General features: G+C 65.2%; 21 protein-coding genes and 1 tRNA gene. 12 read left to right on the top strand and 10 right to left on the bottom strand.

What is annotated here, in order from left to right:
- Window position 1: 1 nt before the first annotated feature.
- From sucC to recA, 4 genes are all read right to left on the bottom strand, one after another.
- A complete protein-coding gene (gene sucC, locus DFS13_RS20805; RefSeq protein ID WP_006491644.1) occupies window positions 2-1168 on the bottom strand; it encodes an ADP-forming succinate--CoA ligase subunit beta in 1167 nt (388 codons plus the stop codon).
- A 68-nt stretch (window positions 1169-1236) separates the two neighbouring features.
- On the bottom strand, window positions 1237-1845 hold the full coding sequence (locus DFS13_RS20800) for a DUF2889 domain-containing protein (RefSeq protein WP_111442067.1): 609 nt from the start codon (window positions 1843-1845) through the stop codon (window positions 1237-1239).
- A 146-nt stretch (window positions 1846-1991) separates the two neighbouring features.
- On the bottom strand, window positions 1992-2855 hold the full coding sequence (gene recX / locus DFS13_RS20795; RefSeq protein WP_111442066.1) for a recombination regulator RecX: 864 nt from the start codon (window positions 2853-2855) through the stop codon (window positions 1992-1994).
- Window positions 2855-3925, bottom strand: a complete 1071-nt coding sequence (recA, locus tag DFS13_RS20790; RefSeq protein WP_006486701.1) for a recombinase RecA — start codon at window positions 3923-3925, stop codon at window positions 2855-2857. The genes recX and recA overlap by 1 nt, the downstream gene beginning before the upstream one ends.
- 186 nt (window positions 3926-4111) lie before the next feature.
- Here recA and DFS13_RS20785 point away from each other — a divergent pair, with 186 nt between their 5' ends.
- From DFS13_RS20785 to DFS13_RS20760, 7 genes are all read left to right on the top strand, one after another.
- Complete coding sequence (locus DFS13_RS20785) at window positions 4112-4840, top strand: response regulator transcription factor (RefSeq protein ID WP_006497347.1); 729 nt, start codon at window positions 4112-4114, stop codon at window positions 4838-4840.
- 17 nt (window positions 4841-4857) lie between these two features.
- Window positions 4858-6405, top strand: a complete 1548-nt coding sequence (locus tag DFS13_RS20780; RefSeq protein ID WP_048987137.1) for a sensor histidine kinase — start codon at window positions 4858-4860, stop codon at window positions 6403-6405.
- A gap of 228 nt (window positions 6406-6633) precedes the next feature.
- On the top strand, window positions 6634-8292 hold the full coding sequence (locus tag DFS13_RS20775) for an MFS transporter (RefSeq protein WP_006483562.1): 1659 nt from the start codon (window positions 6634-6636) through the stop codon (window positions 8290-8292).
- 161 nt (window positions 8293-8453) lie between these two features.
- Window positions 8454-8530 (top strand) — tRNA-Met (locus tag DFS13_RS20770).
- 91 nt (window positions 8531-8621) lie between these two features.
- Window positions 8622-10235 carry a site-specific integrase gene (locus DFS13_RS20765; protein ID WP_111442065.1) on the top strand — a complete coding sequence of 538 codons (1614 nt, stop codon included), beginning with the start codon at window positions 8622-8624 and terminating at the stop codon, window positions 10233-10235.
- A 1328-nt stretch (window positions 10236-11563) separates the two neighbouring features.
- Window positions 11564-11734 (top strand): hypothetical protein, encoded by a 171-nt coding sequence (locus DFS13_RS40355; protein WP_166677920.1) that lies wholly within the window; start codon window positions 11564-11566, stop codon window positions 11732-11734.
- 127 nt (window positions 11735-11861) lie between these two features.
- Complete coding sequence (locus DFS13_RS20760) at window positions 11862-13313, top strand: hypothetical protein (protein WP_134163158.1); 1452 nt, start codon at window positions 11862-11864, stop codon at window positions 13311-13313.
- 152 nt (window positions 13314-13465) lie between these two features.
- Here the strand turns inward: DFS13_RS20760 and DFS13_RS20755 are convergent, their stop codons facing one another.
- Complete coding sequence (locus tag DFS13_RS20755; RefSeq protein ID WP_111966237.1) at window positions 13466-14044, bottom strand: hypothetical protein; 579 nt, start codon at window positions 14042-14044, stop codon at window positions 13466-13468.
- Window positions 14045-14095: 51 nt separating this feature from the next.
- Window positions 14096-14698: a hypothetical protein gene (locus DFS13_RS20750; protein ID WP_111442062.1), complete on the bottom strand. Its 603-nt coding sequence runs from the start codon at window positions 14696-14698 to the stop codon at window positions 14096-14098.
- An 84-nt stretch (window positions 14699-14782) separates the two neighbouring features.
- On the opposite strand from DFS13_RS20750, the gene DFS13_RS20745 reads away from it, so the two are divergent.
- Entirely contained in the window at window positions 14783-15148 is a 366-nt protein-coding gene (locus tag DFS13_RS20745; protein ID WP_039571161.1) for a helix-turn-helix domain-containing protein, read from the top strand.
- Window positions 15149-15385: 237 nt separating this feature from the next.
- Entirely contained in the window at window positions 15386-16519 is a 1134-nt protein-coding gene (locus DFS13_RS20740; RefSeq protein ID WP_175926769.1) for a DNA methyltransferase, read from the top strand.
- A 4-nt stretch (window positions 16520-16523) separates the two neighbouring features.
- Here the strand turns inward: DFS13_RS20740 and DFS13_RS20735 are convergent, their stop codons facing one another.
- The 3 genes from DFS13_RS20735 to DFS13_RS20725 form a co-directional block, all read right to left on the bottom strand.
- On the bottom strand, window positions 16524-17129 hold the full coding sequence (locus DFS13_RS20735; protein ID WP_039571081.1) for a hypothetical protein: 606 nt from the start codon (window positions 17127-17129) through the stop codon (window positions 16524-16526).
- A gap of 313 nt (window positions 17130-17442) precedes the next feature.
- Window positions 17443-18417, bottom strand: a complete 975-nt coding sequence (locus tag DFS13_RS20730) for a LysR family transcriptional regulator (protein WP_006483560.1) — start codon at window positions 18415-18417, stop codon at window positions 17443-17445.
- 164 nt (window positions 18418-18581) lie between these two features.
- Window positions 18582-19556 (bottom strand): GlxA family transcriptional regulator, encoded by a 975-nt coding sequence (locus tag DFS13_RS20725; RefSeq protein WP_048989299.1) that lies wholly within the window; start codon window positions 19554-19556, stop codon window positions 18582-18584.
- A gap of 116 nt (window positions 19557-19672) precedes the next feature.
- Here DFS13_RS20725 and DFS13_RS20720 point away from each other — a divergent pair, with 116 nt between their 5' ends.
- Window positions 19673-20356 carry a DJ-1/PfpI family protein gene (locus DFS13_RS20720; RefSeq protein ID WP_006483566.1) on the top strand — a complete coding sequence of 228 codons (684 nt, stop codon included), beginning with the start codon at window positions 19673-19675 and terminating at the stop codon, window positions 20354-20356.
- Between the two features lie 59 nt (window positions 20357-20415).
- Complete coding sequence (locus DFS13_RS20715; RefSeq protein WP_111442081.1) at window positions 20416-20727, top strand: cupin; 312 nt, start codon at window positions 20416-20418, stop codon at window positions 20725-20727.
- Window positions 20728-20764: 37 nt separating this feature from the next.
- On the opposite strand, the gene DFS13_RS20710 is transcribed toward DFS13_RS20715, so the two are convergent.
- A complete protein-coding gene (locus DFS13_RS20710; RefSeq protein ID WP_006483555.1) occupies window positions 20765-21049 on the bottom strand; it encodes a PAAR domain-containing protein in 285 nt (94 codons plus the stop codon).
- Between the two features lie 584 nt (window positions 21050-21633).
- Here DFS13_RS20710 and DFS13_RS20705 point away from each other — a divergent pair.
- Complete coding sequence (locus tag DFS13_RS20705) at window positions 21634-22521, top strand: LysR family transcriptional regulator (protein ID WP_111442061.1); 888 nt, start codon at window positions 21634-21636, stop codon at window positions 22519-22521.
- The last annotated feature ends 135 nt before the right edge of the window (window positions 22522-22656 follow it).

Below are 22656 nucleotides of genomic sequence, written 5' to 3'. Positions count from 1 at the left end.
GTTACTTGCCTGCGGCAGCCGCGACGACCTTCTGCGCAGCCTCTTCCATGCTGTCCGCCGAGATGATCGGCAGGCCCGAATCGGCCAGCATCTTCTTGCCGAGGTCCTCGTTCGTGCCCTTCATGCGCACGACGAGCGGCACGTTCAGGTTCACGGCCTTCGAACCGGCGATCACGCCTTCCGCGATCACGTCGCAGCGCATGATGCCGCCGAAGATGTTCACGAGGATCGCCTTCAGGCCCGGGTTCTTCAGCATCAGCTTGAACGCTTCCGTGACCTTCTCGGTCGTCGCGCCACCGCCGACGTCCAGGAAGTTCGCCGGTTCGCCGCCGAACAGCTTGATGGTGTCCATCGTCGCCATCGCGAGGCCCGCGCCGTTCACGAGGCAGCCGATGTTGCCGTCGAGCGAGATGTACGCGAGGTCGAACTTCGACGCTTCGATTTCAGCCGGATCTTCTTCGTCCAGATCGCGGTACGCGACGATTTCCGGGTGGCGGAACAGCGCGTTCGAGTCGAAGTTGAACTTCGCGTCGAGTGCGGTGACCTTGCCGTCGCCGGAGACGTTCAGCGGGTTGATTTCAGCCAGCGATGCGTCGGTTTCCCAGAATGCCTTGTACAGGCCTTGCAGGATCGCGCGCGCTTGCGGGATCGAAGCAGCCGGCACGCCGATCTTCGCGGCGAGGTCGTCGGCCTGCGCGTCCAGCAGGCCCGTCGACGGCTCGACGATGACCTTGTGGATCAGTTCCGGGTGCTTTTCGGCGACTTCTTCGATGTCCATGCCGCCTTCGCTCGAACCCATCAGAACGATCTTTTGCGACACGCGATCGACGACGAGGCTGACGTACAGTTCCTGCTTGATGTCGGCGCCTTCTTCGATCATCAGACGGTTGACCTTCTGGCCTTCCGGACCGGTCTGGTGCGTGACGAGTTGCATGCCGAGGATCTGGTTCGCGTATTCGCGGACCTGCTCGATCGACTTCGCCACCTTCACGCCGCCGCCCTTGCCACGGCCACCCGCGTGAATCTGAGCCTTCACGACCCATACCGGGCCGCCGAGCTCTTCCGCCACCTTGACGGCCTCGTCAACCGAGAACGCCGGCTTGCCGCGCGGTACCGCGACTCCGAATTTCCGCAGGATTTCCTTACCCTGGTACTCGTGAATCTTCATGCGTGATTCCCTTCAGTCTGAGAGTTGGATGAAAAGTCGCTTAAGACGCTTCTTCGAATGATTTCCGTTCATTCCTTCGTGCTGCCTTCACCGGGCAAATCCGGCCGAAGCGGGCCATACCACTTCGGGTAGTACTGCCGCACGACCTCGCCGTCGAATCGCAGCGCCCGGCAGCGGCCGAGCTGGAAAGGCGGTTCGGCCTGCGCGTCGTCATGATCCGGCCCCTCGCCGCCCTCCTCGCGCACGTTCCACACATCACCGGCGAACGCCTGGATCGCGGCCGTCGGCAGCACGGCGCACAGTTCGGTGAGATGGGAGCAGCCTGCGACGCCGGCGAGCAGCCGGTTCGCGTTGCGGCGGAAATTGCGGAAGAGATTGAGCCCGATGAGGGCCCGATAGGCAGGCGGGGCGGACTGACAGTGACCGGGATAGGGCACCCATTCCGAAGACGCTTCGGCGTCGACGACATTGAGGTCACGATCGATGGTCACGCGCAGCCAGAGTTCGTGGATCGGCAGGCCCTGGGGCCGGATGCCCGACGCAAGCGCGACATCGCGCGGCTTGTGGTCGGTCAGGCAGGCTTCGATGTCCCACAAGCCGTCGCCGCGCTCGTAGGCTTCCGCTCGGATTGCGCGTCGATGTCGCAACTGACGGGGCACGGGCTCGGATAGCGGCATGCTGGAGGTTGAGGCCGAAGAGGAAAACCCGTGGATTTTAGCATATTGGGTATTTGAGACAGTTTGCCGCGACGGCGGGTATTCCCGCCTGTCCGGAAGCGGTTGCAATGCAGCAAAATCGCGCGCCACGCGCGCGACCGGGCCCGTCAGTCGTCGATCGGGAAATCGTCGCCGACCTTCAGCAACTTCACGATGGTCGCGCTCGAGAAGCCGCGCGCGGCCAGGAAGCGCGCCTGCTTCGCGCGCTCGGCGGGCGTTTGCGGCAGTGCACCGAATTTCTTGCGCCAAACGGCCTGCGCGCGCGTCAACTCGGTCTCGCACAATTGTGCATTCACCGCTTCGACGAGACTGTCGCCGACCGCGTGGCGCTTCAGCTCGCCGACGATGCGCGCGACGCCGACACGCGACGCGCGGCGATGCACGAGGCTCTCGGCGAAACGGGCGTCGGACAACCAGCCTTCCTTTTCCAGCGCATCGAGCACCGGCTCGACGGATTCGTCCTCGCCGACGTAGGGTGCGAGCTTGCGCGCGAGCTCCGCGCGGCTGTATTCGCGCCTCGACAGATAGCCGAGCGCGCGGCCCTTCAACGACCGCGGCGGCTTCGACGACTTGCGCTCGCGGGCGCCCGGCGCGTCACTCGAGGCATCGCCGGAAGACGCGCCGGCTGCACGGCGTGCGCGGCGCGGATGCTGGCTGCTGCGCGTATAGACATCTTCCGTCGCCGGCGCATCGGCTGTGCGATCGGCCGGGAAGCGGACACCGGACACGCGACGGCGGGACCGATCGTGCGCGTCGAACGACTCATCGTCGTCGAACGGATCGTCCGGTGCGGCAATCTCAAACGAAACGAGGGCATCGTCGGATGCCCTCGTCGCGGTGCGGTTCGCGGCGTTGCCGCCTGCGCTCCGCCGGTCGGCGCCCGAGGATCCGCCTCGCCGGCCTGAGCGACCCGCCGTTTCGGGCGTGTCGTGCTCCTCCGGCTCGCCGGCCTGACCTCGGCGCGCAACCATCACTCTTCTTCGTCCATCGCCTCGGCTTCGTTGCCTGCGCCATCGGGCATTGCGACGACGCCGAGCGATTCGCGGATGCGGTTCTCGATCTCGCGCGCGATTTCCGGATTTTCGCGCAGGAATTCGCGCGCGTTGTCCTTGCCCTGGCCGATCTTCTCGCCGTTGTAGCTGTACCAGGCGCCCGCCTTGTCGACGATCTTCGCCTGCACGCCGAGATCGATGATCTCGCCCTGACGCGAAATGCCTTCGCCGTACAGGATGTCGAAGATCGCTTCGCGGAACGGCGGCGACACCTTGTTCTTGACGACCTTCACGCGGGTTTCGTTGCCGATCACCTCGTCGTTCTTCTTGATCGAGCCAATCCGGCGGATATCGAGACGCACCGACGAGTAGAACTTCAGTGCGTTACCGCCCGTCGTGGTTTCCGGGTTGCCGAACATCACGCCGATCTTCATCCGGATCTGGTTGATGAAGATCACGAGGCAGTTCGTGCGCTTGATCGTACCGGTCAGCTTGCGCAGCGCCTGCGACATCAGGCGGGCCTGCAGACCCGGCAGCGAATCGCCCATCTCGCCTTCGATTTCGGCCTTCGGCACGAGCGCCGCGACCGAGTCGATGACGATCATGTCGATCGAGCCCGAGCGCACCAGCGCATCGGTGATTTCGAGGGCCTGCTCGCCGGTGTCCGGCTGCGAGATCAGCAGCTCCGGCACGTTCACGCCGAGCTTCGCGGCATATTGAACGTCGAGCGCGTGCTCGGCGTCGATGAACGCCGCGGTGCCGCCCAGCTTCTGCAGCTCGGCGATGACCTGCAGCGTGAGCGTGGTCTTACCGGACGATTCCGGACCGTAGATCTCGACCACCCGGCCGCGCGGCAAGCCGCCGACGCCCAGCGCGATGTCGAGACCCAGCGACCCCGTGGAGACGACCTGGATATCCTCGGCCGCTTCGCCGTCGCCCATCCGCATGATCGAGCCCTTGCCGAACTGCTTTTCGATCTGCGCGAGCGCGGCCGCCAGCGCCTTGCTCTTCTCGGCGGTCATCCCGGAGCCCTTCTTGCTATCTTCCATGAATCGTCCTTTGCTATGATGAGCAGCGTCTGTTGGAGGCGCGCCCCTTTCAAGCGCTGCCCACGAATGCAGACACTGTATAAAAAAACAGTGTTTTGTGCAAGCCCACAATGCAGCGCGTTGTGCACGAATAACTTCGGAGACAGCCGCGCCGGCGCGAACGCCCTGCCGGCATCGGTCAGCAACATGCGAATTCTCATCGCCGAAGACGACAGCATACTCGCGGACGGCCTCACCCGGTCACTCCGCCAATCGGGCTATGCCGTCGATCACGTGAAGAGCGGCGTCGACGCCGACACCGCGCTGTCGATGCAGACTTTCGACCTGCTGATCCTCGATCTCGGGCTGCCGAAAATGTCCGGGCTCGACGTGCTCAAGCGCCTGCGCGCGCGCAATTCCAATCTTCCCGTGCTGATCCTGACCGCCGCCGACAGCGTCGACGAACGCGTGAAGGGACTCGACCTCGGCGCCGACGACTACATGGCCAAGCCGTTCGCGCTCAACGAGCTCGAGGCGCGCGTGCGCGCGCTGACCCGGCGCGGCGCCGGCGGCGGCCCGACCGTCGTGCGCCACGGCTCGCTCGCGTTCGACCAGGTCGGCCGCATCGCGTATGCGAACGATCACGTGCTCGATCTCTCCGCGCGCGAACTGGGCCTGCTCGAGGTGCTGCTGCAGCGGATCGGCCGGCTCGTGTCGAAGGAACAGCTCGTCGATCACCTGTGCGAATGGGGCGAGGAAGTCAGCAACAACGCGATCGAAGTCTACGTGCACCGGCTGCGCAAGAAGATCGAACCGAGCGGCGTGCGGATCTCGACCGTGCGCGGCCTCGGCTATTGCCTCGAGAAGGTCGCGCCCGCGACGCCGGCCGACACGGCGGCGCCCCAGCCCGCGGCGGCCGGCACGCCGCTGCGCTGACGCCGGGCGTCGCCGCGATGGCCACGCCGGCCCACTCCCGCCACCCGACCGGCGCGCCGTCGTCGGCCGCCGACGAGGCACGCGACGCGCGCTACGAGAACCCGTTCGCGCCGCCCGACGAAACCGAATCGCCCGAAACGCCGCGCCCGCGCTCGCTGTTCGGCGAAATCCTCGACTGGATGCTCGCGCCGCTGCTGCTGCTGTGGCCGATGAGCATCGCCGTCACCTATCTCGTCGCGAAAACGATCGCGAACAGCCCGTTCGACCGCGCGCTCGAGACCAACGCGTACGTGCTCGCGCGCCAGATCCATCCGGTCAACGGCGTCGCCGAGCTGACGCTGCCGGAGCAGACGCGCGACTTCCTGCGCGCGGACAACATCGACAGCGTCTACTTCCAGGTGCTCGGCACGCGCGGCGAGCTGGTCGCGGGCGAAGCCGACATGCCGCTGCCGCGCGACGAGGACCGCCCGCCGCCGGGCGTCGTCGTGTTCCGCGACGACCTGCTGCGCGGCAACGACGTGCGGGTCGCGTATACGACCGTCGCGCTGCCGCAGACGAGCGGCGCGCAGCCCGTGCTGGTGCAGGTCGGCGAGACGCTCGACAAGCGCAACGCGCTCGCGAACGACATCATCAAGGGCGTGATCCTGCCGCAATTCGTGATCCTGCCGCTCGCGATCCTGCTCGTCTGGTTCGGGCTGTCGCGCGGGCTCGCGCCGCTCAACGCGCTGCAGGCGCACATCCGCGCGCGCCGGCCCGACGACCTGTCGCCCGTCGAGGCGCAGCGCGCGCCGCCCGAGATCGAACCGCTCGTCACGTCGTTCAACGACCTGCTCGCACGCCTCGAACAGAACATGGCGCTGCAGAAACGCTTCATCGCCGACGCCGCGCACCAGATGAAGACGCCGCTCGCGGGCCTGCGCACGCAGGCCGAGTTCGCGATGCGCCACCCGGTCCCGCCCGACGTGCAGCGCTCGCTCGAGCAGATCGCGACGAGTTCCGAGCAGGCCGCGCGGCTCGTCACGCAACTGCTTGCGCTCGCGCGCGCCGAGAACCGTGCGAGCGGATTGACGTTCGAGCCGGTCGAGATCGCCGCGCTCGCGCGGCGCGCGGTGCGCGACTGGGTGCAGGCCGCGCTCGCGAAACGCATGGACCTTGGCTACGAAGGCCCGGACGACGACGCGCCGCTCGACGTCGACGGCAACCCGGTGATGCTGCGCGAGATGCTCGGCAACCTGATCGACAACGCGATCCGCTACACGCCGGAAGGCGGGCGCATCACGGTACGCGTGCGGGCCGAGCGCGCGGCGCGGCGCGTCCATCTCGAAGTCGAGGATACCGGCCCCGGCATCCCGGCCGGCGAGCGCGAGCGCGTCGTCGAGCGCTTCTACCGGATCCTCGGCCGCGAAGGCGACGGCAGCGGCCTCGGGCTCGCGATCGTGCGCGAGATCGCCACGCAGCACGGCGGCACGCTGACGCTCGACGATCACGTCTACCAGCATGCGCCGCGTCTCGCCGGCACGCTCGTGCGCATCAGCCTGCCGCTGACCGACACCGCCCCGGATTAACCCTGACGTACGCCGCCGCGGCTCGGCCGCGGATACGTCGAAACCGGCGCTTTACCGGACGTTCGCGTCACGATCCGCGCGCGAAGCCGCCGATTCGACACGGGTTAACGCGCAGTCGTTTTGTGCGCGCGAGTCAGTGCGCCGTAAGTTTCCGTGCCAATAATCGTCGACAGGCCCGCCCCTCCCAAGGCGGCCGCACATCTATATCAAGGGACTTGGAGACGATTCATGGCAACGTTAGGCGGGCAAATTTCGCACTCGCCGATGACGGGCGAAGAGAAGAAGGTGATCTTCGCGTCGTCGCTCGGCACCGTGTTCGAGTGGTACGACTTTTACCTGGCCGGCTCGCTCGCGGCCTACATCAGCAAGAGCTTCTTCTCCGGCGTCAATCCGACCGCCGCGTTCATCTTCACGCTGCTCGGCTTCGCGGCCGGTTTCGCGGTGCGGCCGTTCGGCGCGATCGTGTTCGGCCGGCTCGGCGACCTCGTCGGCCGCAAGCACACGTTCCTCGTGACGATCGTGATCATGGGCGTCTCGACGTTCGTGGTCGGCTTCCTGCCCGGCTACGCGTCGATCGGCATCGCCGCTCCCGTGATCTTCATCGCGATGCGGCTGCTGCAAGGCCTCGCGCTCGGCGGCGAATACGGCGGCGCGGCGACCTACGTCGCCGAGCATGCGCCCGCCAACCGTCGCGGCTTCTACACCGCGTGGATCCAGACGACGGCCACGCTCGGCCTGTTCCTGTCGCTGCTCGTGATCCTCGGCGTGCGCACGTTCATCGGCGAGGAAGCGTTCGGCAATTGGGGCTGGCGCGTGCCGTTCGTCGCGTCGATCCTGCTGCTCGGGGTGTCGGTGTGGATCCGGCTGCAGCTGAACGAATCGCCAGTGTTCCTGCGCATCAAGGCGGAAGGCAAGACGTCGAAGGCGCCGCTGACCGAAGCGTTCGGCCAGTGGAAGAACCTGAAGATCGTGATCCTCGCGCTGATCGGCCTGACGGCCGGCCAGGCGGTCGTGTGGTACACGGGCCAGTTCTACGCGCTGTTCTTCCTCACGCAGACGCTGAAGGTCGACGGCGCCAGCGCGAACATCCTGATCGCGATCGCGCTCCTGATCGGCACGCCGTTCTTCCTGTTCTTCGGTTCGCTGTCGGACAAGATCGGCCGCAAGCCGATCATCCTTGCCGGCTGCCTGATCGCCGCGCTGACCTACTTCCCGCTGTTCAAGGCGCTCACGCACTACGCGAACCCGCAGCTCGAACTCGCGACGCAGAAGGCGCCGATCACGGTCGTCGCCGATCCGGCTACCTGCTCGTTCCAGTTCAACCCGGTCGGCACGTCGAAGTTCACCAGCTCGTGCGACATCGCGAAAAGCGCGCTCGCGAAGGCCGGCCTGAACTACGAGAACGTCGCGGCCCCGGCCGGGACGCTGGCCGAAATCAAGGTCGGCGACACGGTGATCCAGACCTACGACGGCAAGGCGGCCGACGCGAAGACGCAGGGTGCGGCGTTCGACAAGACGCTCGCGTCGACGCTGAAGGGGGCCGGCTATCCGGCGAAGGCCGACCCGGCGCAGCTCAACTGGCCGATGACGATCGTGATTCTGACCATCCTCGTGATCTTCGTGACGATGGTCTACGGCCCGATCGCCGCGATGCTGGTCGAGATGTTCCCGACGCGGATCCGCTACACGTCGATGTCGCTGCCCTATCACATCGGCAACGGCTGGTTCGGCGGCTTCCTGCCGGCGACCGCGTTCGCGATCGTCGCGGCGAAGGGCAACATCTACTCGGGGCTCTGGTATCCGATCGTGATCGCGCTGGCCACGTTCGTGATCGGCCTGCTGTTCGTCAAGGAGACGAAGGACTCGGACATCTACGCGCAGGATTGATGCCGGGTCCGCGGCGGGGGACGGCCGGCGGAGGATCGCCTTCCGGCGCCCGGCTCCCGCCCGCGACGGAGGCCGGCACGAGCCGCCGGCAACTTTTTTCGGGAAAGATGGAAAAAGGTATTGACAGCTGACCGGCCGATCGACATAATTCAAGTCTTCACGGCGAATTAGCTCAGTCGGTTAGAGCGACGGAATCATAATCCGCAGGTCCGGGGTTCGAATCCCTGATTCGCCACCAAATACGAAAAGGCCTTGCTTTGCAAGGCCTTTTCTCATTCTGGCGTGTGGCAAAACATCTCGGGGTGCGTCTCCATCGAGAGTTCGCCACCATGCTGACGCCCTTCCTGCCGTCGCATCTGCGCCGTACCGCCTACGGCGTCTTCCACTTCCGCATCGTCCTGCCCCCGCACCTCGCCGCCGTTGCCGGCAAGAAAGAGGTCTGGCGGTCCCTGCGCACCCGCGATCCCGAGCGCGCTAAACTGCTGGCCTACCTGCTCAACGCCCGCTTTGCGATGCTCAAGAAACCCGCCCTGGCCGATCTGCTGGCCCTCTCACCCGACGACATCCAACAACTGACGATCCACGGGCTGCAAGTCACGCAAGGGCAGTTCCGGGCGGAACGGATCGAACTGGACGACACGACGCCGGAGACCTTGCAGCGCGATCAGGCCGTCTTGAAAGACCTGATTGCCCCGTTCACCCTCCCGCCCGCCGAACCCACGGACAAGGAACTAGCGGACCTGGACGAGTTGGCCGCCATGCGCGCGGCCACCAAGACCAAGCGCCTGTCCGAATGCGTGCGGCTGTACCTCGACAGCAAGCAGGGGGAGATCTCGCCCGCGAGCATGAAGGACTACACGAACGGACTGGCAACGTTCCTCCGTTGGGCCGGCGACGAGACCCCGATCGGCATGTGCACCTGGGACTTCATGCGGGGCTACTTCGAGTTCCTGCAATGGCTGCCGAAGAACTACGAGAAGCGCCGGGACAGGGATTTTCAAGGCCAGGAAGCCCGTCATTTCGTCGCCAAGGCCCAGGCCCGGAACGAGCGTCCGTCAGACGTCATCAGCGACCAAACCCGGCGGCAACAGCGGCTGATCCTGAGCGGGTTTTTCACCTGGGCGATTGAGGCCCGGCAGTTCAAGGGCGAGAACCCCACGGTCGGCCAGGTCAAGATGTCGAAAACCCAACGCCTCAAAAGCAACGCCGGGCGAGGCTACCTGCCGTTCCCGCCGGATGCGCTTCGGCAAATCTTCGAGCCCGCCCGGTTCCTCGCCTTCGCCCAGAACCCGGAGGACTTCTTCCTGCCGCTGCTGGGCCTCTACACCGGGGCACGCATGAACGAACTGGCCCAGGCCCGCGTGCAGGACATCCGCCAGGGCGATGCCGGGCGCTGGTTCCTCGACATCCAGCCGGACCACACCGGGGACGACGAGACGGAAACGCGGGTGAAGACGATCAGCAGCATCCGGTCCGCCCCGATCCATCCCGATCTGATCCGGTTGGGCCTGATCGCCTACGCCCTGGAACTGGGCGACCGTGGCGCGGTACGGCTCTTCCCGCACCTGCCGCGCGATGCCAAAGGCAAACACACCAAGAACCCGTCGCGGCGCTTTGGGGACTACCTGACGACGTTGGGGATCAAGGACAGCCGACGGCACGCCTTCCCGTCGTTCCGAACCACGTTGATCCGGCGCTTGAAGGGAGCTGGCGTTGCCAAGGATGCCCGCATGGAACTGGTCGGCCATGCCCCGCGCGATGTTCATGACCGCGACTACGCCGGTCAGTTCGGGGACGAGTTCCTGGCGAAGCAGACGCTTGACCTGTTGCAGTTCGACGAGGTGAATCCCGAAGCCTTGTCCGCCGATCTGTCGGAACGGCTCTCCAAGTTTCTGACGATTGCGCTGCAGACCACGCGGAAACCGCGTCCCGCACGCGGTTGAGCGGCACGCGCCCGTTTTTCATAAGCCCCTAAAACAAACGCCCTCCAAGGAGGGCGTTCGGTACAATGGGGTCGGGTGCTTCCTGCGAAGCATCCGCCCAGCGGGGTAAGCACCCGTTGAGGTGGAGGGTCCAGCCAATGGCTCCGACCAAGAAGCTGTCCCAGTGCGTCCGCGTCCTCGTGATGATCATCACCGTGATCGCCATGTTGGCGTGGTCGCCACCGGTCTTCTGACCGGTGAACGGCCCGCCTGTGACAGCAGGTGGGCCGTTCCACCTCACTTTCTACACCGCTTCGGCATCGATTGCAATATCACATGAGGCCGTCGAACGTGGCCGGATAACCGACCGCGCGCCCGTTTTTCCGTTCTGGGTTCTGCCGCGCGCTGTCGCGCGCCTGCGGGGAGTGCTTCGGGGGGGACGTGCCTTGGCATGGTGGCCGCGTGCCCCTTCGGGGAGCCTTCGGCCTGTAACCCTTCGGGTTGCATTCGCCTGTGCCCTCTGATGGTGGCCCATGCGAGGGATTGGTACGGTTTTGCCTTGCTTCGCTCCCCTGGTCCCGGCAAAGCCCGGGGCTGCGCCCCGGCCTAAGCCGGGAAAGCCTCTCCCCTGCGCGCCGCAAGATATGCGACATGCATGGAAGGGCTTACCCGCTTAGGCCGTCCCGTTCGATGCTGCTGAACGGTGCCATTTACCGGGGCTGGGATAGATGCGCTCCCCAACTACGGACAGTTCACGATTCGATCATCGCCGGTGCCAGGTCTGTCCACCACCGCGAAGGTGGCGCCTCTCTGTTGGCGTTGTGCACCGTGGCCCGGCCGTCGCCGGGCACTTCCCCGCTCATCACGCCTTACCCGTTGCAACGCCGAGCCGTCAGGGACACACGAGCGGGGCCAGATTGAGCACTCCCCGCGCCCCAGTGGGACGAAGCATTGCTGGGCCGGATCGCACGCATGATGTGCGGTTCAAGATGCCAGTCTCCGGGTGTCGCTGATCCAATGATGGGCGAGGCCGGTACCACTCGACAAGCCCGGGATTGGTTACCCGGCGTCCTTGCACGATCTCCGGCGGTTCTGCGCTGTCGGGCGGTCGGGGCTGGATGGTTGAGTGGCAGAACTTGACCTGGGCTTCGGGTTCGCTAGGATGGTGCTGCGGGGCCGAAGTTTGGGTGCGTAGTTTCGTCGCTGTCACTACTCAATCCAGTTCCCGATGCTTCCAACATCGCGGAACCGCAGCCCCACGGTAGCAGACCACGGCCCCCTGTCAAACAGGGGGCCTTGCTTTTTCTTTGCCGACTGCTTGGATGGCTGGACCACCACCGGAGCCAGCCATGCCGACCACCGACGCGCCCAGCGGTACCACCTTCCCGGATCTTCTGGACCTATGGTTTCGGGCCTACATTGCCGCCTTGCACCGGGTCGAGCCAATCTCGGCCGGAATGATCGCGGACCAGGCGGTACGGGTCGCCATCGAGCGATGGGGGTTGACGGTCAATCAGTAACGCACGCGCCGTAAAACCAGCCCACCGACCAGCCCGCCACGGGCGGCCCCGGAACGGGGCCGGGTTGTGGAATCGCGCGGACCTGCCATCCTGGAGAGGTAGCCACGCCGATCAGCAGGCCCGAAACATGCCCCGCAGCGCAAAACCCACGCCGTTCTCATTGTTGGACGGGTTTGAACCGTCCAACAATGAGGTGAAATCGGGAAGGAAGCTTCCCGGTTTCACAGGTCGTAGCGTCAGCGAAGACCGCGCGCGTGGTTGCGGGAGCAAACACGCGCCGGATCGATGCGAGAGCAGCGATCCGAGCACAGACGGCGAGAGCCGGCTGTGCGGTCCCCGGATTGACGCCCAAGCGACCATCTGGGGACACTCGATCACGCACGTTCTGCGTGATCGAGAAGCCAGCGCACGACAAGCTGCAGAACGCGATACGAAGCCCTGGACCCTGCACGCCGACCAGCAGACGCGCAACATACTGCGCGACGAGGAACAGCGCAAGGTCTCATCGACCACCGCAGCGAAGTATCGCCGCGAATACGAACGGCTGCGCGCCGAAGGCATCACCGCACTGGACAGAGCGCGGACACGACAGCACTACGACCTGCTGCGGACCGCGTCGCACTACTGCATGGAAACCGACGTGCGCGCGCTCCGGGCTGCATCGGAGCGCGCGCGCCGCGCCGGCCACCTGGAACAGGCGCAACGCCTGACGCTGGAAGCCTGGAAACTGGCGGTGGAGATGGACGTACAGTTTCGCCAGCCGGACCGGAAAACGTGGAAGGACAAGGCGGACGCCATGCGAAAAGCCGGGGATCCGATCGTGTCGAAGTCGAAGCGCGACACGATCGCCCCGGCCCCGTCGCTGGCGGTCGCGGCCCTGCTGACGGCAGGGCATCACGGCGTGAAGGTTGCTGAGCGCCACGCCGAGCGGGTCGCCGTGCTGGCGCTGTTCGGCGTCCGGCCCGCCGAACTGAAGCGCGGCATCGAACTGTCCCTGGCGGCCGATCCGCAGAGCGGCCGCCCGTTCCTCGCCGCGCGGGTCAAGGGCGTGAAGGTCAACGCCGAACGCGGCCAAGCCTGGCGCACGCTGGTGGTACCGGTCGATAACACCGCCGCAAACGGGCTTGCGGCGGTCGTTCGTGAGCGCGGCGGCAAGGCTATGGTGTCGATGACCGACGCCGATCACCGGAGCCTGAACCGCGCGCTGAAGCCCTCGGGCCTGTCGATCTACTCGTTTCGCCACGCGGTCGCCAGCGAACTGAAACGGGAAGCCATCCGCAAGCCGGAGACGGCAGCCGGAGCGGCAACGTTCATGGGGCACACGAGCACGCGCAGCCTCATGAGTTACGGGCGCGCTGCGCACGCCCGTGGCGGTCGCCGCTTCGGGGCGCGGGCGGAGCGCGCGGTGCGGAGCGTGCCCGTTACGTTCCAGCAGAAGGCCGACGTGCGCGAGGCTGCCCGCGCGACGGCCGCCCAGGCGACCGCCCCGCGGGTTCCAAACCTCGGAGCGCTAGCGCGCCGGCTCCCAACGCCCGGGCTGACGCCACCACGCGGGCCAAAACTGCCCTGGAAGCGGTAGACCCCGCCCGGACGGGGCAGCGGGTCAAGGAGCGCGCAGCGACCCCGCAGGGGCCTGTCCTTGACGCGCTGAACCGGCCCCGCACGCTCGGACATGGGTGGGCAGAGCCAGAGCGCTGCCCACCCATGCCGACCGGCGGCGGGTCAGGTTCATCACTGCACGCGCCAGCCGTTGTTCGTTTTTGCCATCATCGCTTCATCGTTCACGGATGCGGTCATCCCCGGCAACTTCGGGAACTTGTCGCGCTCGACCCAGGACGGTACGTCGTCGATCTTCCAGGTGAACTTCACATCGGACATGCCGGCGTTGTCCTTGTTCGGGACCGTGAACTCGGTCACCTCATCGACGGTCTTCGTCCCGACGCAGAAGCCCTTCTGCGGGTCCCATGCGCCAGCGGATCGCCCTTTGTCCGTGAGGTTGATGGTGAACGCCGAGACGTTCATGAAGCCTTGCTGGACCAGTCCGAGTTGTACGGTCGCAATGCCCTCACGGTTCAGCCCGTCCAGGATGCCGACCTGTTCTTTCGTCATGCCCTCCGACGGGATCTGGATCGGCCACTGCACCGCCGCGCTGTTCTCGATGTTCCAGCAGACCGTCTGTGGTTTGTCCTTGAAGAACTGCGCCAGTCCGTCTTTCAGGTCCCCTTTCGACGGCCCGCTGCTGCATCCGGCGAGCACTGCGGCAGCGGCGGCCAGCGTCCCGAGCATCAAAATTCGTTTTTTGTTGTTCATGGCAACACCTTGTTTGTTATACGGCTTGTTGGTCTTGATGAGCGGGACCGCTCACTGGCCGTTCAGTGCGCGTTCCACTTGTACCGACAAGGAACTGGCCATAGGCTGGGTCAGGCCACCGCCGAGCCAATGCTCGACGCCCCGCGCCTGCACTACGACCTGCCACGACCGGGCCGCGATGCCCTTCCCGACACCGCCGGTGCTGCTGACGCCCGTGTAAGTGCCGCCCGAGCCGATCCCGGAATAAACCACGGTCTCACCGGCAGCAGGGGCCGTGATATAGATGCGTTCGAGGTCCGCGCGCGCCAGGGCAGTGCCGTTGTCCAGCGTGATCCCCGCCGGGCCTGCCGTGAACTGCGTCAGGCGTCGGCCGCGATTCGCCCCTTTCAGTTTCATGCTGCGCAGCGAGACGCAAAGCAACGCGGTACCGCCGACCAGCACCACGGCCAGCACGACGTTCGCGCTCGCCAGGCCGATGAACAGACCGGCCAAGATGACGGCCGCGATGGCCAACTGGATCTTTTCCCATGCCCCGTTGAGCGGCAACGGCCGCACCGTGAACCGTTTCGCTCCATTGTCGATCTGCTCGACGTCATACAAAGCCTGCGCCATCTTCACGATCTCCCAGATGTAAAACCACGTTGAAAGTTTCACTATAAATCAATAGTTGCAAGTTGGATCATTCAATAGGGACGGAAAGACAACAACACTTCGTGTCATCGAATGATGTGGGGTGTCATGGTGGAAGATCAGGCCAAGCAGCGAGACCGGGAACTGGCGCGGCAGGTCGGCGCACGTCTGGCCGCTCGACGGAAGGCCCTGCGCCTCACCCAAGACCAACTGGCCGAACGGCTTGGGATCGAAAAGGAAAGCGTGTCCCGGCTAGAAACCGGGTTCGTGTCGCCATCGCTGGGGCGACTGTCCACGTTGGCGGAAGCCCTGGACGTGTCGTTGCTGGACCTGCTGCGCGACGTGTCCGACCGACCGCAGGACCAGGCCGCCAGTCTGACCGCCGCCATCGCGCGCCTGCCGGTTCGGCAGCGGGCGCTGGTGGTACGGACCGCTACCGAACTGGCGGCGATCCTCCAGGACGGCGCAGAATAGCCGATGCACCACTGCCGTCAGGCCGGGATTTGACGGCAGCCCCTGGCGTTGCAGGTTGAAAGCATCACCTACCGCCAGAGCCTGCCATGCCGACCGGGAATCCCTTCCTCCAGAGACGCAGCCCTGCGGGCTGTTTCGCCTCGCCATCCAACTGCGGGTAAGGTGCTCACTTCGTTTGACGTCTAGACGTCAAAATGCTACGCTCCTCGGCCATACACCGCACACCACCAAAATCTCATGTCGTTGGCACCAGGCGTAATCCGTGATTCCATCGTTGACTACCTCGCAATGGTCGGGGGGGACGCATCAACAAGCGAGATTATTGCGGCGGTAACCAGAACGGTTGGAACCGTGCCGACCTCATCGGTCAGGTCATACCTCAGCCTCAATACGCCCGAGACGTTTGAGCGTGTAGGTCGTGGACGTTACCGCTTGCAGAGCTCAACACTCCTTGAACACCACACCAAAGCCGAAGGGAAGGCCCTGACCATCGGTAAGGCGAAGCTCTACCAGGACGACTGCTTTGACTGGCTCGCAAGCCAAAAACCCCGGTCCATTCAGGCGGTCGTAACAGACCCCCCCTATGGCTTGGTTGAATACACGGCCAAAGAAACTGCAAAACTACGAGCCGGCAACAAGGGGGGAATCTGGCGTATTCCTCCGTCGTTTGATGGCCACCAGCGCGCGCCTCTCCCCCGCTTCACGGTATTGAACGAAGCAGACAGGCAAGCGCTTCACGCCTTCTTCAAGCGTTTTGGCACCCTGATCGCAAAGGTCGTGGTGCCTGGGGCCAATGTCGTCATCGCGTCGAACCCGTTGCTCGCCCACATTGTGGCCGAAGCGATGGGGCAGGCCGGGCTGGAGCTACGCGGCTACATCGCCCGCCAAGTGATGACCATGCGAGGCGGCGATCGCCCCAAGAACGCGCACGTCGAGTTCGACAGCGTCTCTGTCATGCCCCGGTCGCAATGGGAGCCTTGGGTGGTACTGCGCGCGCCCCTTGACGGCCGCGTCCAGGACAATCTCCGCCAATGGGGGACAGGAGGATTCCGCCGCCCGACAGCAGAACGGCCTTTTGGTGACTTGATAAAGTCACATCCAACGCCTGCCAGCGAGAAAAAAATCGCGCCGCACCCTTCACTGAAACCGCAAGCGTTCATGCGCCAGGTGGTCCGCGCAGTGCTGCCGCTCGGTGAGGGCACTGTTCTGGATCCATTTATGGGGGCCGGATCAACGCTGGCTGCCGCCAACGCGGTCGGCTACGACAGTTGCGGTGTCGAACTGGATCAACAGTTCTTCGACCTAGCGACCGAAGCTGTACCGAAACTCGCAGCACTTCCCGCAAAGAACGCGCAGCCGGACCTGTTCTAGCCGTCTACTGCGCTACTTTGTAGACCCACCCGGCCCGCAACTTCTGGACACCGTGCTTGTCCAGTGTCGCGGTTCTGGTGCCCAATGCCCCGCGCGAGTTGCTACGGAAATCAGACTCGACCACCTGGGCCAGATAGACCTCTGTGAAACGCATCGGCCGCCGCTCAGACGCAGGCTCGGTGGTGGAATCCACCTCGTAGACAAACACACACATCCACTGCGCGCGTGCACCGTGGGTATCTACGGCCCCTCCCGCCTTCCGCGTGCTCTTGATCTCAACCCCCTCAGTGCCCGACGCAACTGCATCGTTTGCGTAGCGCGCCCGGAGGATCAAATCTGGATGTCCGTTGAAATGCTTGTTTTCGACCAGGGAACGTGAAAACTTCGCCAAGGATGCGGTGATCATGTCGGAGATCAAACCCGACATCGCCGCCGGTCGCATCATGTCGTCCAACCGATGCAGCCCCTTTGCGGACAGCAGCGTGTTCACATCGTAGAAAAAATCATAGATGTCCTGCATCGCGTGCTCAAAGTCGCTGATTCGAAGCGAGAACGGCAGATCAGGATTGGGGTTGAAGGCGTCCCTGTCGATTTCTGCTTTTGTAGTCAAAAACGGTCTCCGGTAGGCCGAAAGGCTGGAATCCGCGATGTTACACGTTTCGGCCCCTGAAACCGTGGTAACCTCCGCCTCAGCCTTATCGTGAGGTGGTACCGCTGGCGCATCTCCAACCTGCGACACGATTTACCATCCGATATAAAAGCGAGCTGGATCAAGGATTTACGATCGCACCCTGCGTATCCCTGATTCGCCACCAAATGCGAAAAGCCGCTGTTTCGAAAGAAACAGCGGCTTTTTTCATTGCCTCATCCGGCGCACGCGGTGTCGCGCGCTGCCCGCCTTCAGGCCGCGCGCTGCGCCGCGACTACGCCACCACCGCGCCGCGCTGCGCATCCGGCGTCTGCGCCCGCAGCTTCCCCCGCCAGTTCTCCCCGCCCTCCAGCGCCGGCGTCGACTCGAACACCTCCGCGATCCAGTCGGCGAACACGCGCACCTTCTGCGACAGATGCCGGTTGTGCGGATAGACGATCGAGATCGGTTTCGGCTTCGGATTGCAGTCCGGCAGCACCTCGACCAGCGAGCCGTCGAGCAGGTTCGGCAGCACCATGAACAGCGTCGGCTGAATCATCCCGAAGCCTTCGAGCCCGCACGTCACGTACGCATCCGAGTCGTTGACCGTCACGCTGCCGTTCATCCGCACCTCGAACGGCTTGCCGTCGATCATGAACACCCACGGAATCGCCCGCGCGCCATGGCTCGACCGGAAATTCACCGCATGATGTTCGACGAGATCGGCAATCTCGTTCGGCTCGCCGTGACGGGCGAGGTAATCGGGCGACGCGCACGTCACGCGCTTGAGCATCCCGATGCGCCGCGCGACCATCGACGAATCCTCGAGCGGGCCGACCCGGATCATGCAGTCGATGCCTTCCTCGACCGGATCGACGTAACGGTCGGACAATCCCAGCTCGAGCGTGATGTCCGGATAGCGCTGCCGGAAGATCGACAGCGACGGCAGCACGATGCGCCGCCCGAGCGAACTCGGCATGTGGACGCGCAGCACGCCGCTCGGCTTGCGGTTGCCGGTCTGGAAACTCGCGTCGGCCTCGGCGATCTCCGCGATGATCTTCATGCAATGCTCGTAGTACGCGGCGCCCTCCGGCGTCAGCGACAGCCGGCGCGTCGTCCGGTGCATCAGGCGCACGCCGAGCAGCGCCTCGAGATTCTGGATGATGGTCGTCACCGACGCGCGCGGCATCGCGAGCGTGTCGGCCGCCCGCGTGAAGCTGTTCGCGTCGACCACGCGGGTAAAAACTTCCATTGCCTGGATTCGGTCCATGCTGCTTCCCCCTTCGAATCGCCAACGGAACAGAATAGAGCGCGCGGCAAGCGCGGCACAAGCCCCCGTCTATTGTTCTCCAATGCCGAATAGTTTCGACGCTTCGGACTGGAAATCGAGTCGTTTCCGTGCAGTTCCGGGCGAGCCCGCTCATCCGTCGTGCGTTACCGCACGAACCGCTCGCGATATCCCTGCGGCGACACGCCCAGCACGCGCACGAAACTGCGCCGCAGCGTCTCCTCGGAACCGAAGCCGCAACGCCCGGCGATCCGCTTGACGGGCCACGCCGTTTCGCCGAGCAGGCGTTGCGCGGCCTCGACACGGATCTGCTCGACCGCGCGCGCGGGCGTGCGGCCGGTTGCCGCGCGATAGTGGCGCACGAAACTGCGCTCGCTCATGCTCACGCGTTCGGCGAGCGCGGGCACCGACAGGTCGGCCGTCAGGTGCTCGGCCATCCATGCGTGCAGCTCGCCGAACCGGTCGGCGGTGCGCTGCATCGACAGCATCGTGCTGAACTGCGCCTGCCCGCCCGGACGCTTCAGGAACACGACGAGTTCGCGCGCGACGTCGAGCGCGGTCGCCCGCCCGAGATCCTCCTCGACCAGCGCGAGCGCGAGATCGATGCCGGCCGTCACACCGGCCGACGTCCACAGCGCGCCTTCGCGGATGAAGATCGGGTCCGGCTCGACGCGCACGTTCGGATAGCGCGCCGCGAATTCGTCGCAGCGCGCCCAGTGCGTGACCGCGCGCCGCCCGTCGAGCAGGCCGGCTTCGGCGAGCAGGAACGCACCGGTGCAGACCGACGCCACGCGCCGCGCGCGCCCGGCCTGCTGCCGCACCCAGCGCACCATCCGCGCGTCCTTCGACGCCGCATGCACGCCCTTGCCGCCGGCGACGATCAGCGTATCGGGATGGCGCGCGGCCGCGCGCAGCGACTCGGCCATCACGACGAGGCCCGACGACGTCTCGACCGGCCCCGCTTCGACGGCCACGACGCGCGGCGCATACGGCGCCGGCTGCCCGCGCTCCAGCGCGAGCTCGTTGACGGACGCGAATACCTGCAGCGGGCCCGTCACATCGAGCAGTTGCGCACGGGGAAACGCGAGGACCAGGATCGAACGCGGGGCGGCGGCAGGCATGGCGATTGGCTGAAAACGTGGGGGATATGGCAATTTCGCCAAACACTACGCGCCTAGAATCGATCTGTCCATCCCGTGCCGAACGGCGCGCGTTCCCTTCCTCTCGGAGTCTTCGCATGACCCTGCATATCGGCCTTCTCGTCTTTCCGGGCGTCCAGCAACTCGACCTCACCGGCCCGCACGACGTGCTTGCATCGCTGCCCGACGCGGCCGTCCATCTGGTGTGGAAGTCGCGCGACGCGGTCGCGTCGAGCAGCGGCCTCGCGCTCGCACCGACCTGCACGTTCGACGACTGCCCGCCGCTCGACGTGATCTGCATCCCGGGCGGCATCGGCATCAACGAGCTGCTGCTCGATGCCGAAACGATCGCGTTCGTGCAGCAGCGCGCGGCCACCGCGCGCTACGTGACGTCGGTCTGCACGGGTTCGCTGTTGCTCGGCGTGGCCGGCCTGCTGCGCGGGCGGCGCGCGACGACGCACTGGGCCTTCCATGCGCTGCTCGAACCGCTCGGTGCGATACCCGTGCGCGAGCGCGTCGTGCGCGACGGCAACCTGGTCACGGGCGGCGGCGTGACGGCCGGCATCGACTTCGCGCTGACGATCGCCGCGGAGCTGGTCGGCGAAGAAGAAGCGCAGGCGATCCAGCTGCAACTCGAATATGCGCCGGCGCCGCCGTTCGACGCCGGCTCGCCCGACACCGCGCCGGCCGCGGTCGTGAAGCGCGTCACCGAACGTTCGGCCGCCGGCTTCGCGAAACGCAAGCAGATCGTCGAGCACGCGCTGCGCGCGACGCCGCGCTGAATGCGGATGTCGGAACAATCATGGGAAAGCGGCGCGCACGCGTGCGGGAGACCATCTCGATGAACATCATCCGGAGCGCCGCGTTCACCGCGGACCGCGCGTGGGGCGCCCTCGACATCGCGAACCTGAACGGCATCACGGTCCGGCTGCACTGGACCGACCAGCCGTATCGCTGGCACGTGAACGACGGCGAGAAGGTATTCGCGGTGCTCGACGGCCGCGTCGAGATGCGCTACCGCGAGGCAGGCGTCGAGCATGCGACGGTGTTGGAGACGGGCGACGTCTTCCACGCGACGGTCGGCACCGAACACGTCGCGCATCCGCTCGGCGTCGCGCGCATCCTGGTGATCGAGACCGAAGGCAGCGTCTGACGGCGAGCCTCGGAGGCTCGACGCCGCGCGGTGGGCGTTACCCCGAGATCGTGCCGGTTGCCTGCGATGCGATCAGTTTCGGCAGCGGCGTGCACTGGCACTGACACAGGTCGTGCTCGAGGGCGACGACCTTGCCCATCACGGTCATCGTGCGCTCGCCGCCGTCCGACACGATCACGCCCGGCGACTTGCACGCCGCGCAGAACACGGCTGCGCCGAGATACGCGAGTTCGCGCCCGTCGAACGACGAATTGGCGATCCCTTCGAGCACGACGCCGCCATGATCGGTCGTGTCGCCCTTCAGAATGAATTTGCGGCTCATGATGTCGGTTCTTCCCTCGGAAACGCCGCGCAACGCAACCGCGCACGGGTATCGTGATACTGCCGGTCGGTCGCGGGCGTCCCGCGAGCATATCACCGCTCGCCACGGCCGCGACGCAGGCCCTCCGCATCGGGCGGCCGTCACAACACGCCTTCGCCGCACACGGCTATTCGGCGTCGCGGTGTGCTCACACACCATGACGCGTCGAACCCGCCTGCCTGCGACGACCCGTTCCCCTGTTCCATCGGAGCCGTGCGCCGGCACGATCGCATGAAGTCGTCATGGCGATCAGGACACAGCCGGTTCGACATCGCATTGCATCGATAATGCTGATGCTTTAATGAAAAAAATAGCCTATATTTTCGTACAAGTACTAAATACAAATACATCAAAAAGGCTTAATAGCAAGCCGATTCGAATCATTCATTCGACGCCCTTCCCACCTCAAAACCTACCATTCTCTGACCGTTCGCACACCCGATAAACACGCTATTCCATAATAAACATTCATTAAAACGGGGCGTTAAAATTCAGCAAACCGATAGATAGAATTCAATCAATGCCTTCTGTTTATCGATAAGAAAATGGACGAACTCCTACCGATGCGACTATTCGTCAAGGTCGCCGAACTTCGTAGTTTCGCGCGCGCCGCCACGGAACTGAACATCTCCAATTCATCGGCCACCCGCCTCGTCATGAGCATCGAGGACCGGCTTGGCGCCCGCCTGCTGAATCGCACCACCCGCAGCCTGTCGCTGACCGACGCAGGCCACCTCTATCTGGCGCAGATCCGTCACGTGATCGACGAAATCGACCGGGTCGAGGAAACCATCGCGTCGATGCATCACGAACCGATCGGATCGCTGAAAATCGCCGCGCCGGTCATGTTCGGCATGCACGTGCTCGCGCCGGCCATCGACGCGTTCAAGATGCGCCACCCGGCCATCGTGCCGGAGGTCACGATCGTGGATCGTCACGTCGACCTCGTGTCGGAGGGCTTCGACGTCGGGCTACTGCTGTCCCAGCACATCAGCAACAACACGCTGGTGAAGCGCCCGCTCACGCGGCTCAAGCAGATCGTCTGCGCCGCACCGCACTATGTCGACCGGCATGGCGCGCCCGCGCATCCGCACGACCTCGCGTCGCACGCGTGCCTGTCGTTCCATGCCGACTTCATGGGCGAATACCTGTCGTTCGATCACGACCAGACGCGCATCACCGTGCGCCCGAACAAGTCCGCGTCGTCGAACAACGTCGGGCTGATCCGCAACTGGGCGCTGTCCGGCATGGGCATCGCGGTCCTGCCGGACTTCCTCGTCCAGTCGGATCTCGACGCCGGCCAACTGCTCGCGCTGCTGCCCGGCTATCGGCTCGAGACGCTCGAGATGAACGTCGCATACCCGAGCCGCCGTCACTTTCCGCGCAAGGCCCGGCTTTTCGTCGATCACCTGATCGACCATTTCGTCGGTTGAATGAAGGGTGGCATCGCACACCATTTTTCACACCGATTCGCCGCCGCCCGCGCGGCCCTCGCCTGGTCGCGGCGGCGCGCCGGCAGGCGCCCCGACGGCCCGCGAGCCGCCGCGCGGCTCGCGTGGGCACGCCTG

Origin of the sequence: Burkholderia sp. 28_3 (assembly GCF_003253915.1) — a bacterium.
In the GTDB taxonomy this organism is placed as follows: Bacteria; Pseudomonadota; Gammaproteobacteria; order Burkholderiales; family Burkholderiaceae; genus Burkholderia; species Burkholderia cenocepacia.
This window is presented reverse-complemented; position numbering and strand designations above follow the sequence as displayed.